The sequence below is a fragment of the Pseudomonas flexibilis genome, assembly GCF_000806415.1.
Classification (GTDB): Bacteria; Pseudomonadota; Gammaproteobacteria; order Pseudomonadales; family Pseudomonadaceae; genus Serpens; species Serpens flexibilis.
Window position 1 is genome coordinate 432,720 of record NZ_JTAK01000004.1, and the last position, 11,996, is coordinate 444,715.

Annotated in this window: 9 protein-coding genes; 6 read left to right on the top strand and 3 right to left on the bottom strand. The window is 65.2% G+C overall.

Features of this window, described 5'->3' with window-relative positions; all coding sequences use genetic code 11:
- Positions 1-30: 30 nt before the first annotated feature.
- From PT85_RS11190 to ahpC, 3 genes are all read right to left on the bottom strand, one after another.
- Complete coding sequence (locus PT85_RS11190; protein WP_027589083.1) at positions 31-498, bottom strand: c-type cytochrome; 468 nt, start codon at positions 496-498, stop codon at positions 31-33.
- Between the two features lie 184 nt (positions 499-682).
- Positions 683-2,236 (bottom strand): alkyl hydroperoxide reductase subunit F, encoded by a 1,554-nt coding sequence (gene ahpF, locus PT85_RS11195; RefSeq protein WP_039561118.1) that lies wholly within the window; start codon positions 2,234-2,236, stop codon positions 683-685.
- A gap of 242 nt (positions 2,237-2,478) precedes the next feature.
- Positions 2,479-3,042 carry an alkyl hydroperoxide reductase subunit C gene (gene ahpC, locus PT85_RS11200; RefSeq protein WP_027589085.1) on the bottom strand — a complete coding sequence of 188 codons (564 nt, stop codon included), beginning with the start codon at positions 3,040-3,042 and terminating at the stop codon, positions 2,479-2,481.
- A 231-nt stretch (positions 3,043-3,273) separates the two neighbouring features.
- Here ahpC and PT85_RS11205 point away from each other — a divergent pair, with 231 nt between their 5' ends.
- From PT85_RS11205 to PT85_RS11230, 6 genes are all read left to right on the top strand, one after another.
- Positions 3,274-5,088 (top strand): sensor histidine kinase, encoded by a 1,815-nt coding sequence (locus PT85_RS11205; RefSeq protein WP_039561119.1) that lies wholly within the window; start codon positions 3,274-3,276, stop codon positions 5,086-5,088.
- Complete coding sequence (locus PT85_RS11210; RefSeq protein ID WP_039606682.1) at positions 5,085-6,473, top strand: sigma-54-dependent transcriptional regulator; 1,389 nt, start codon at positions 5,085-5,087, stop codon at positions 6,471-6,473. The genes PT85_RS11205 and PT85_RS11210 overlap by 4 nt, the downstream gene beginning before the upstream one ends.
- A gap of 246 nt (positions 6,474-6,719) precedes the next feature.
- Positions 6,720-7,712, top strand: a complete 993-nt coding sequence (gene dctP / locus PT85_RS11215) for a C4-dicarboxylate TRAP substrate-binding protein DctP (RefSeq protein ID WP_027589088.1) — start codon at positions 6,720-6,722, stop codon at positions 7,710-7,712.
- A 140-nt stretch (positions 7,713-7,852) separates the two neighbouring features.
- On the top strand, positions 7,853-8,491 hold the full coding sequence (locus PT85_RS11220) for a TRAP transporter small permease (RefSeq protein ID WP_039606683.1): 639 nt from the start codon (positions 7,853-7,855) through the stop codon (positions 8,489-8,491).
- Positions 8,491-9,774, top strand: a complete 1,284-nt coding sequence (gene dctM, locus PT85_RS11225) for a C4-dicarboxylate TRAP transporter large permease protein DctM (RefSeq protein ID WP_039606684.1) — start codon at positions 8,491-8,493, stop codon at positions 9,772-9,774. Before PT85_RS11220 ends, dctM begins: the two co-directional genes overlap by 1 nt.
- Before the next feature lie 261 nt (positions 9,775-10,035).
- The gene (locus tag PT85_RS11230; RefSeq protein ID WP_039606685.1) at positions 10,036-11,943 is read left to right on the top strand and encodes a beta-ketoacyl synthase; all 1,908 of its coding nucleotides are present in this window, start codon (positions 10,036-10,038) and stop codon (positions 11,941-11,943) included.
- Positions 11,944-11,996 lie beyond the last annotated feature (53 nt).

An 11,996-nucleotide genomic window follows, 5' to 3' on the forward strand; every position in this document is an offset into this window, starting at 1 on the left:
ATCGGCCTTTTGCGTAACGCTGCGTTCCGCTTACTTGGCGCGGAAGTTGTCATGGCAGGCCTTGCAGCCGGCACCGACGTCACCGAAGGCCTTGCGGATGCGCGCCTGGTCGCCGCTGGCGGCTTCGCTGGCCAGGGTGTTGGCGGCCTGCACGAACTGGCCGCCGATCTGGCCGGCCTTTTCCAGGTTCTGGAAGAATTCGGGCTTCAGGCGGGTCTTCACCGGGGCCTTGCCCTGCACGCTGTCCGGGCTGTACAGCGCGCCCATGCCGGAGTTGGCCAACGCGGCGATGGCGTTGGCGGAAGCCTGCACCTGGGCGGCGTCGAACGGCACGCTGCCGTCGATGACCTGAGCCTTGATCTTGCCCATGTTCCAGGACATGAACTGGTAACCGGCCTTGCGGTACTGGATCTGGTCCTCAACGCTCAGTTGGGCGTTGGCGGTCAGGCTGGCGGCGGCGAGTACGGCACTCAGGCTGCCGATGACAAGAGCTTTCACGGTGTTCTCCTTTTGGGTAACAGCACGACCCCATGGTCGAAGCGCCAATGGTCGCCTTCCGTCGGGTTGGACACAACCTTCACCTTCGATACCCAGGGGCGTATGGAAACACCCTGCAATAAAAAACCCCGTGGCTTTCGCCACGGGGCTCGCCCGTTTGCACGCAGGCATTTTTTCTTTGTGATCAGCCCTGACGGATCAGGTGATCGAAAGCGCTTAGAGAAGCCTTGGCGCCCTCGCCGACCGCAATCACGATCTGCTTGTACGGCACGGTGGTGACGTCGCCGGCGGCAAACACACCGGGGATGTTGGTCTGGCCCTTGGCGTCGACCACGATCTCGCCGAAGCGGTTCAGCTCGACGGTGCCCTTCAGCCAGTCGCTGTTGGGCAGCAGGCCGATCTGCACGAAGATGCCTTCCAGCTCGACGGTGTGCAGCTGCTCGGTAGTGCGGTCCTTGTAGACCAGGCCGGTCACCTTCTGGCCATCGCCCAGCACCTCGGTGGTCTGCGCCAGGGTGTGGATGGTGACGTTCGGCAGGCTGCGCACCTTGGCCTGCAGCACGGCGTCGGCACGCATGCTTTCACCGAACTCCAGCAGGGTCACGTGGGACACGATGCCGGCCAGGTCGATGGCAGCTTCGACGCCGGAGTTGCCGCCGCCAATCACCGCCACGCGCTTGCCCTTGAACAGCGGGCCGTCGCAGTGCGGGCAGAAGCACACGCCCTTGGCCTTGTACTCGGCCTCGCCCGGCACGTTCATTTCGCGCCAGCGGGCACCGGTGGAGAGGATCACGGTCTTGGCCTGCAGGCGGCCGCCGTTCTCGAATTCCACGGTGTGCAGGCCGTCGGCGCCGGCCGGAATCAGCTTGCTGGCGCGCTGCAGGTTCATGATGTCCACGTCGTACTGCTTGACGTGCTCTTCCAGCGCGCGGGCCAGCTTCGGACCCTCGGTCTCCTTCACGGAGATGAAGTTCTCGATGGACATGGTGTCCAGTACCTGGCCGCCGAAGCGCTCGGCCGCCACACCGGTACGGATGCCCTTGCGCGCCGCATACACGGCGGCGGAAGCACCCGCCGGGCCACCACCGACCACCAGCACGTCGAAGGCGTCCTTGGCGTTCATCTGGTCGGCGGCGCGGGAGGCGGCGCCGGTGTCCAGCTTGGCGAGGATCTGTGCAACGTCCATGCGGCCCTGGCCGAACACTTCGCCGTTCAGGTAGATGCTCGGTACGGACATCACCTGGCGGGCTTCGACTTCATCCTGGAACAGCGCGCCGTCGATGGCGACGTGGCGGATGTTCGGGTTCAGCACGGCCATCAGGTTCAGCGCCTGAACGACATCCGGGCAGTTCTGGCAGGACAGGGAGAAATAGGTCTCGAAGTTGAATTCGCCTTGCAGACCCTTGATCTGTTCGATGACGTCCTGGCTTTCCTTGGACGGATGGCCGCCGACCTGCAGCAGGGCCAGCACCAGGGACGTGAATTCGTGGCCCATCGGCAGACCGGCGAAGGTCAGGCTGATGTTGCCGTTGATGCGGTTCAGGGAGAACGAGGGCTTGCGGGCATCGTTGCCGTCGGTGCGCAGGCTGATCTTGTCGCTCAGGCCGGCGATGTCCTGCAGCAGGCCCAGCATCTCCTGGGATTTCGCGCCATCATCGAGGGACGCGACGATCTCGAACGGCTGGGTGACCTTTTCGAGGTAGGCCTTCAACTGGGTTTTAAGATTGGCGTCCAACATGGTGTGCGGTACCCCGTGTAATAAATTCCGGAAACAAAACGCCCGGGCGGATCGCGCCCGGGCGTCGGGCTAGAGGGGAGCCGGTAAAAACTCCCGTAGCGTAAAACGGATGGCAAAGCAGGTCAGCGAAGCCAAGGCAAGGCGCAATCAGGCGAGGGCGCGGAGTTTACGAGCTGTAAATGAGCAGCCCGAGCCTGATTGCAACGCCGCATCGGCGATGCTGAGCGGCTTTGCCGCCGTTTTTAGATCTTGCCAACCAGATCCAGGGACGGAGCCAGAGTGGCTTCGCCTTCCTTCCACTTGGCCGGGCAGACTTCGCCCGGGTGGGAGGCGACGTACTGGGCGGCCTTGACCTTGCGCAGCAGGTCGGAAGCGTCACGGCCGATGCCTTCGGCGGTGATTTCCACGGCCTGGATGATGCCTTCCGGGTCAACGATGAAGGTACCGCGGTTGGCCAGGCCCTGGTCTTCGCGCAGGACTTCGAAGTTGCGGCTGATCTGCATGGTCGGGTCGCCGATCATGGTGTACTGGATCTTGCCGATGGTTTCGGAGCTGTCGTGCCAGGCCTTGTGGGTGAAATGGGTGTCGGTGGACACGGAGTAGATCTCGACGCCCAGCTTCTGGAACTCGGCGTAGTGGTCAGCCACGTCGCCCAGCTCGGTCGGGCAGACGAAGGTGAAGTCGGCCGGGTAGAAGAAGAAGACGGCCCACTTGCCCTTCAGGTCGGCTTCGGTGACTTCGATGAACTTGCCCTGCTTGAACGCCTGAGCTTTGAACGGCTTGATCTGGGTGTTGATAACGGACATTCACAGACTCCTTGGAGAGGGTGGGTTGAAACATTTGATGGGGGCCATCTTAGCGTATAACCCCCAGATCACTAATTTATTAACCAAATCCTTGCAATAGAATCAGTCAATAACACAACACTCATAAAGGATGGGGATGGCGAGCCACGCATTCAAGCATCCCGTCTGTCGCGCTTGAACCGCGTCGACGTTCCAGCCACCCTATGGCCCTGCCGAATAATGCCATCCCGCATGACCCATCCTTCCATCACATCGAACAGGCCCCGCTGGCGCAGCCTGGGCATTCTCGCCCTGCTGCTGGCCCTGCTGCTCTGGCCCCTGCACGAGCTTGCCGAGCGCTATTACAGCGCCCGACTCGCCGAGCAGAACCGCCAGACGCTGGACCTCTACGTCGCCAACCTGCTGGGCACGCTGCGCAGCTACGAAACCCTGCCGGGCATACTTGGCAACCTGCCGGTGCTGCGTAATGCGCTGCTGAGCCCGAGCAACAGCGCCTCGCTGGAGCTGGCGAACCACCAGTTGATGCGCCTCAAGCATCAGACCGGCGCGGACGTGATCTACCTGATGCGCGCCGACGGACTGACCATCGCCTCTTCCAACTGGGACCAGCCGGACTCGTTCGTCGGCCGCAACTTCGCCTTCCGCCCCTACTTCCTGGAAGCCATGGACGGGCGCCTGGGACGTTTCTTCGGCCTGGGCAACACCTCCGGCAAGCGCGGCTACTACTTCGGCCAGGCCATCGAGCATGGCCGCGAACGCGTCGGCGTGCTGGTGGTGAAGCTGGACCTGGACCGCACCGAAACCCTGTGGGGCAATTCACCGGAGCGCCTGCTGGTGACCGACAGCCAGGGCGTGGCGATTCTCACCTCCTACCCCGGCTGGCGCTTTCGCACCACGCGGCCGCTGCGTGCCGAGGAGCAAGAGGCCATCGCCCTGCATCGGCCCTACCCGACCCTCGACCTGCAGCAGCTCGAGCTGGACCCGGTGCTCTGGCTGCAGCAGAGCCGCCAGCTGGACGAGATCGGCTGGACGGTAAGCATCCTGACCCCCGCCAGCCAGCTGGATCGCCCGGTACAGAGCATCCTGGCCGGGGGCGGCATCGCCCTGCTGGCGATCCTCGCCCTCTACGGCCTGTGGCTGCAGCGCCAGCGTCACTACCTGGATCGCATCGCACTGAGCACCCGCGCACAGCGCGAGCTGGAGGCGCGGGTGCTGGAGCGCACCCGAGACCTGGAGAGCCTCAACAGCCGCCTCAAGCAGGAAGTGCTGGAGCGCGAGCAGGCCCAGCAGGAGTTGGTGCGCGCCCAGGACGAGCTGGTGCAGGCCGGCAAGCTGTCGGCGCTGGGCACCATGAGCGCCAGCATCAGCCATGAACTCAACCAGCCGCTGGCGGCGATCCGCAGCTACGCCGACAACGCCCGCATCCTGCTCGAGCACCAGCGCCACGACGAGGTGAATGCCAACCTGCAGCAGATCAGCGCGCTGACCGCCCGCGCCGCGTCGATCATTGCCCACCTGCGTGCCTTCGCCCGCCGCGATCGGCATGCCCCGGAGAGCATGGCGCTGCAGCCGGCGCTGGACGACGCCCTGGCCCTGCACGCCCAGCGCCGCCGCACCCTGGACGTCGAGCTGATCCGCGACCTGCCGGATGCGCCGCTGTGGGTGCAGGCCGGCGAGACCCGCCTGCGCCAAGTGCTCAGCAACCTGATTGCCAACGCCCTTGACGCCCTCGCCGAGCGGCCGCTGCCCCGCAAGCTGTGGATCGCCGCACGCCATGATGAACAGGGCGTGTCCCTGAGCCTGCGCGACAACGGCCGTGGTTTCAGCCAGGAGGCGCTGAATCATGCGCTGGAGCCGTTCTTCACCACCAAGACCAGCACCCAGGGCCTCGGCCTGGGCCTGGCGATCTGTGACAGTCTGATGCGCGCGCTGGGCGGCGAACTGCAGATCGGCAATCATCCCGAGGGTGGCGCGCAGCTGATCCTGCACCTGCGCCTGGCCGAACCCGGAACCAACCCCTATCCGCCGGAGGATCTGTCCGCATGAGTCCGGAAGCCGCCATCGACAACCAGATCCAGGTCCTGCTGATTGACGACGATCCTCACCTGCGCCTGGCCCTTAGCCAGACCCTGGACCTGGCCGGCCTCAGGGTGCTGGCCCTGGACAACGCGCAGGGCGTCGCCACGCGCCTGGGCCGCGACTGGCCGGGCGTAGTGGTCAGCGACATCCGTATGCCCGGCCTGGATGGCCTGCAGCTGCTGGCGCAGATCCACGAGCGCGACCCGGAGCTGCCGGTGCTGCTGATCACCGGCCACGGCGACGTGCCGCTGGCGGTGCAGGCCATGCGCGCCGGCGCCTACGACTTCCTGGAGAAGCCCTTCGCCAGCGAACAGCTGCTGGAGAGCGTGCGCCGCGCCCTCGACCTGCGCCGCCTGGTGCTGGACAACCGCAGCCTGCGCCTGGCCCTGGCCGACCGCCAGCAGCTGGACGTGCGACTGCTTGGCCGCTCACCGGTGATGCAGCGCCTGCGCGACCAGATCGCCGCGCTGGCCGCCACCTCCGCCGACGTGCTGATCCTCGGCGAAACCGGCGCCGGCAAGGAAGTGGTGGCGCGCGCCCTGCACGACTTGTCCGCCCGCCGCGACGGCCCGTTCGTGGCCATCAACGCCGGCGCGCTGGCCGAGTCGGTGGTGGAAAGCGAGCTGTTCGGCCACGAGGCTGGCGCCTTTACCGGCGCCGCCAAGCGGCGCATCGGCAAGTTCGAGCACGCCAGCGGCGGCACCCTGTTCCTCGATGAGATCGAGAGCATGAGCCTGGACGTACAGGTCAAGCTGCTGCGCCTGCTGCAGGAGCGTGTAGTGGAACGCATGGGCTCCAACCAATTGATTCCCCTGGATATCCGGGTCATCGCCGCCACCAAGGAAGACCTGCGCCAGGCGGCGGACCAGGGGCGCTTCCGCGCCGACCTCTATTACCGCCTGAACGTCGCGCCGCTGAAGATCGCCCCGCTGCGTGAACGTGGCGAGGATGCCCTGCTGCTGTTCGAGCATTACGCCAGCGCCGCCAGCCAGCGCCATGGCCTGCCGGTGGTACCGCTCAGCGCCGCGCAGCGCGCCCAGCTGCTGCGCCACACCTGGCCGGGCAACGTGCGGGAGCTGCAGAACACCGCGGAGCGCTTCGCCCTCGGCCTGGGCCTGGGCCTGGAGGTCGAGACACCGGGGCCAGCGACCGGCACGCCGGGCGGCCTCAGCGAACAGGTGGAAGCCTTCGAGCGCGCGCTGATCGCGGCCGAACTGGCGCGTCCGCACAATTCTCTGCGCAGCCTGGCCGAAGCGCTGGGCATTCCACGCAAGACGCTGCACGATAAGCTTCGCAAGCATGGCCTGGCAGTTCACGACGCTGGCGGGAATCCGCCAGAGGCTCTCGACTGACCGGCGGAAACCCGCCAGAAGTCGCCTGTCATGCGGCCTGCGCCGCCTTCCCTGTAGTCCGCCCGCAGGGGCACTACAGGATTGCGGGTATTTGGCATACCAATTGCTAGTCGCCTTGTCGCCGTTTTCGGTCCAAGCTCTGCCCGTGTTCGCGTCGAGAAGTTCCAACAACCAGACGCGGACATGGCTGACCGAGTTCAGCGTCATCGCCTAGCGATACACACAACAAAGAGGATGTACCCAACCATGTTCAAGCTAACTGCCAAGGCTGTCGCCTGCGCACTGTCCCTGAGCGTCGCCGGGCTGGTCCACGCGGCCGATCCGATCACCATCAAGTTCTCCCACGTCGTGGCGGAAAACACCCCGAAGGGTCAGGGCGCGCTGATGTTCAAGCGTCTGGCCGAAGAGCGCCTGCCGGGCAAGGTGAAGGTCGAGGTCTACCCGAACTCCTCGCTGTACGGTGACGGCAAGGAAATGGAAGCGCTGCTGCTGGGTGACGTGCACATCATCGCCCCGTCGCTGGCCAAGTTCGAGCACTACTCCAAGGCCATCCAGATCTTCGACCTGCCGTTCCTGTTCGACGACATCGAAGCCGTTGACCGCTTCCAGAAGAGCGAAGGCGGCCAGAAGCTGCTGGCTTCCATGCAGGACAAGGGCATCACCGGCCTGGGCTACTGGCACAACGGCCTGAAGCAGCTGTCCGCCAACAAGAAGCTGGTCGAGCCGAAGGACGCCCGCGGCCTGAAGTTCCGCGTACAGGCTTCCGCCGTGCTGGACGAGCAGTTCAAGGCGCTGAAGGCCAACCCGCGCAAGATGAGCTTCGCCGAGGTCTACCAGGGCCTGCAGACCGGCGTGGTCAACGGTGCCGAGAACCCGTACTCGAACATCTACTCGCAGAAGATGCACGAAGTGCAGAAGTACATCACCGAGTCCAACCACGGCCTGCTGGACTACATGGTGATCACCAACACCAAGTTCTGGGAAGGCCTGCCGGCTGACGTGCGCACCGAACTGCGCAGCATCATGGACGAGGTGAGCGTCGAGGTTAACCGCCTGGCCTACGAGCTGAACGAAGGCGACAAGCAGCGCATCCTGGCTGCCGGCACCACCGAAATCATCACCCTGACTCCCGAGCAGCGTGCCAAGTGGCGTGAAGCCATGCAGCCGGTGTGGAAGAAGTTCGAAGGCGAAATCGGCGCCGACCTGATCAAGGCCGCCCAGGCCTCCAACCAGAAGTAAGCCTTCTGGCCCAGCGGGCACGCTTCGGCGTGCCCGCTCCGATGCCGCGGGACCTGCGGTAATAACAAGATTGAAAACTGCCAGGTACGGCTTCTGGTCGCTCTCGCGACGTTTGTTCAACCCATCGGGAGATGTCATCCATGAACGCCCTGCGGCGCATCTGGGATCACTTCGAGGAGATGTTCATCGCATTTCTCCTCGGCACCATGACGTTGGTCACCTTCGTCTATGTTGCACTCAACAACCTGTACACCATGTTCTACTGGTTCGCCGAAAAGATGCCGAGTCTGGAAGACTTCTGGTACGCAATCGGTGACTCGATTCTTGAAGTCGCCCAGGCCATGACCTGGAGCAACGCGCTGACCAAGGCGCTGTTTGCCTGGCTGATCTTCTTCGGCATTGCCTATGGCGTGCGCACCGCCGGCCATATCGGTGTCGATGCCATCGTCAAGCTGTTCAAGCACAAGACCCAGCGCGCCATTGGCATGGTGGCCTGCCTGGTTTGCCTGGGTTATGCCGGCCTGCTGGCCGAGTCCAGCCTGGAGTGGGTCGCCACTCTGATGAAGGCACAGATCGGTGCTGAAGACCTGGGCCATTACGGCATCATGCAGTGGCACATCGCGGCCATCGTGCCGGTAGGCTTCACCCTCTGTTTCATCCGCTTCTTTGAAATCTTCGTGCGCATCCTGCGCGGCCAGCAGACCGGTCTGGGTCTGGCTGACGAGGCCGCCGAAGCGGCACATCTGGCACAGCACGACGACACCGAGGAGCGCAAGTAATGTCCATCCTGTTCCTGTTTGTTGTTCTCTTCGCGCTGATGTTCATCGGTGTGCCGATCGCCGTGTCCCTCGGCCTGGCCGGCTCGCTCACCATCATGATCTTCAGCGAGGACTCGGTCCGTTCGCTGGCCATCAAACTGTTCGAAACGTCCGAGCACTACACCCTGCTGGCCATTCCGTTCTTCCTCCTGGCCGGCGCCTTCATGACCACCGGTGGCGTGGCCCGTCGCCTGATCGACTTCGCCAACGCCTGCGTCGGCCACATCCGTGGCGGCCTGGCCATCGGCGCTGTACTGGCGTGCATGCTGTTCGCCGCGCTGTCCGGTTCCTCGCCGGCTACCGTGGCCGCCGTGGGTTCCATCGCCATCGCCGGCATGGTGCGCTCCGGCTATCCGCAGGCATTCGGCGCCGGCATCGTCACCAACGCCGGCACCCTGGGCATCCTGATTCCGCCGTCGGTGGTGATGGTGGTGTACGCCGCCGCCACCGAACAGTCGGTGGGCAAGCTGTTCGTCGCCGGCGTTATTCCGGGCATTCTGCTCGGCCTGGCGCTGATGGTGGCCATCTACATCGTCGCGGTGAAGAAGAACCTGCCGGCCATGCCGCGCGCTTCGCTGCGCCAGTGGCTGAGCACCGGCCGCAAGGCCCTGTGGGGCCTGCTGCTGATGGTGATCATCCTCGGCGGCATCTACTCCGGCATGTTCACCCCCACTGAAGCCGCCGCCGTGGCCGCCGTCTACTCGGCGTTCATCGCGATCTTCGTGTACAAGGACCTGACCATCAAACAGGTCCCGCAGGTGATCCTGGAGTCCGGCAAGCTGAGCATCATGCTGATGTTCATCATCGCCAACGCCATGCTGTTCGCCCACGTGCTGACCACCGAGCAGATTCCGCAGCAGATCACCGCCTGGGTGGTCGAGCTGGGCCTGCAGCCCTGGCAGTTCCTGCTGGTGGTTAACATCGTGCTGCTGATCGCCGGCGCCTTCATGGAGCCGTCCGCGGTGATCCTGATCCTGGCGCCCATCCTGTTCCCCATCGCCGTGGAGCTGGGCATCGATCCGATCCACCTGGGCATCATCATGGTGGTGAACATGGAGATCGGCCTGATCACGCCACCGGTGGGCCTCAACCTGTTCGTCACCTCGGCGGTGACCGGCATGACCGTACCGCAGGTGATCCGCGCCGCCATGCCCTGGCTGTGCCTGCTGCTGGTCTTCCTGGTGATCATCACCTACGTGCCGGCCGTCTCCCTGGCGCTGCCGAACTGGCTGGGCATGCCGTAAGGCGCTTCACCCTCTCCCCAGCCCCTCTCCCATCAAGGGAGAGGGGAAGCCCAACCGAAAGCCCGGCCCCGCGCCGGGCTTTCGCGTTTCTGCCGCCCGGCGGGGAACTCCGACCAATGGGTGACATCCGTGACTTCATGGTCAGACACTGCGTCAAGCAAGGCAGTCCACAAGAACGTGCCTCGTCGTCTGCAGGCGCGACAAATTCCCGGTCAGCGCGTCCCACCGCGCCGACCCTTTGCGTGAGGAGTATCCCGGGTCATGTCTCGCTTACCTGTCATAGTCGGTTTCGGTGGTTACAACTCGGCCGGACGCAGCTCGTTCCATCACGGCTTCCGGCGCATGGTCATCGAATCCCTGGACAGCGAAACCCGCCAGCAGACCCTGGCAGGCCTGGCGGTGATGATGAGGCAGGTGAGCTACAGCGAAGGCGCCTACCGTGACGCCGACGGACTGATCATCACCCCGGCCGAAATCGAACAGCGCTTCGGCGCATACATCCTCGAGCACACCCTGATCCGCCGCATCGAGAAGCAGCACCTGGATGTCGACGCCGCACACTGGCAGAAGAGCCTGGTGCTGGACAGCGTCGAGGGCCAGCCGCTGAGCTTCGTCACCAGCCGCAAGCAACTGCCCGAGCCGCTGCCGCCGACCTGGACGGTGGAGCCGCTGGATCGCAATCAGGTGCGCGTGTTCCTGCAGGGCAGCTGCGAGGTCAAGGTGGACAGCTACCGCCCGCTGCCGGTGAAATCCGCCGGCCAGCTGCCGACCGGCTTCGAGCCGGGTGAGCTGTACAACTCCCGCTTCCACCCGCGCGGCCTGCAGATGACCATCGTTGGCATGACCGACGCATTGCGCTCGATCGGCATCGACTGGGAACGCATCACCGCCAGCGTGGCGCCGGACGAGATCGCCGTGTACGCCGGCAGCATCATGAGCCAGCTGGACGAGAACGGTTATGGCGGCCTGATGCAGGCGCGCCTGAAGGGCGGCCGGGTCACCTCCAAGCAGCTGCCGCTGGGCCTGAACACCATGCCGGCGGACTTCATCAACGCCTACGTGCTGGGCAGTGTCGGCAGCACCGGCGCCATGTCCGGCGCGTGTGCGACCTTCCTGTACAACCTGCAGAAGGGCATCGATGCCATCCAGAGCGGCCGCGCCCGCGTGGCGGTGGTCGGCAACAGCGAGGCGCCGATCACCGTCGAGTGCATCGACGGCTACGGCGCGATGAGCGCCCTGGCCACCGAGGAAGGCCTGCGCCACATCGAAGGCAGGGACGAGGTGGACTTCCGCCGCGCCAGTCGCCCGTTCGGCGAGAACTGCGGCTTCACCCTGGCCGAGTCCTGCCAGTTCGTGGTGCTGATGGACGATGCCCTGGCGCTGGAGCTGGGTGCCGACATCCACGGCGCCACGCCGGAAGTGTTCGTCAACGCGGACGGTTTCAAGCGCTCCATCTCCGCCCCCGGCCCGGGCAACTACCTGACCCTGGCCAAGGCCGTGGCCAGCGCCATGCAGCTGGTCGGCGAGGACGGCGTGCGCCAGCGCAGCTTCGTGCATGCGCACGGCTCCAGCACCCCGGCCAACCGGGTCACCGAATCCGAGCTGATCGACCGCATCGCCGCAGCCTTCGGCATCCAGGACTGGCCGGTAGCGGCCGTGAAGGCCTATGTCGGCCACTCCCTGGCCCCGGCCAGCGCCGACCAGCTGGTGGCTGCGCTGGGCACCTTCAAGTACGGCATCATCCCCGGCATCAAGACCATCGACCGCGTGGCCGATGATGTGCATCAGCAGCGCCTGCGCATCGCCACCCGCGACCTGCAGCTGGGCGAGCAGGCGATGGACGTCTGCTTCCTCAACTCCAAGGGCTTCGGCGGCAACAACGCCAGCGCCTACGTGCTGGCGCCCCACGTGGTCGAGCGCATGCTGCGCAAGCGCCACGGCGAGGCGGCCTTCGCCGCCTACCAGGAGCGCCGCGAGGCCACCCGCGCCGCCGCCAGCGCCTACGACCAGCAGGCCCTGCGCGGCCAACTCGACGTGCTCTACCGCTTCGGCGAGGAAATGATCGACGAGCACGCCCTGCAGATCGACGACCAGGGCGTGCAGGTCCCCGGTTTCGCCTTGCCGGTGCGCTACTCCGCCGAGAATCCCTACCGGGACATGGTGGAGTAACCTGCCCGTAGGGTGGACAACGCCTTCCTTGTCCACCATGGCCCCGGCACGGG

What these genes read in the sequence shown, in the direction of transcription:
- ahpF (WP_039561118.1), bottom strand. Translation starts at nt 2,236, where the DNA reads ATGTTGGACGCCAATCTTAAAACCCAGTTGAAGGCCTACCTCGAAAAG.
- ahpC (WP_027589085.1), bottom strand. Translation starts at nt 3,042, where the DNA reads ATGTCCGTTATCAACACCCAGATCAAGCCGTTCAAAGCTCAGGCGTTC.
- PT85_RS11205 (WP_039561119.1), top strand. Translation starts at nt 3,274, where the DNA reads ATGACCCATCCTTCCATCACATCGAACAGGCCCCGCTGGCGCAGCCTG.
- PT85_RS11210 (WP_039606682.1), top strand. Translation starts at nt 5,085, where the DNA reads ATGAGTCCGGAAGCCGCCATCGACAACCAGATCCAGGTCCTGCTGATT.
- dctP (WP_027589088.1), top strand. Translation starts at nt 6,720, where the DNA reads ATGTTCAAGCTAACTGCCAAGGCTGTCGCCTGCGCACTGTCCCTGAGC.
- PT85_RS11220 (WP_039606683.1), top strand. Translation starts at nt 7,853, where the DNA reads ATGAACGCCCTGCGGCGCATCTGGGATCACTTCGAGGAGATGTTCATC.
- dctM (WP_039606684.1), top strand. Translation starts at nt 8,491, where the DNA reads ATGTCCATCCTGTTCCTGTTTGTTGTTCTCTTCGCGCTGATGTTCATC.
- PT85_RS11230 (WP_039606685.1), top strand. Translation starts at nt 10,036, where the DNA reads ATGTCTCGCTTACCTGTCATAGTCGGTTTCGGTGGTTACAACTCGGCC.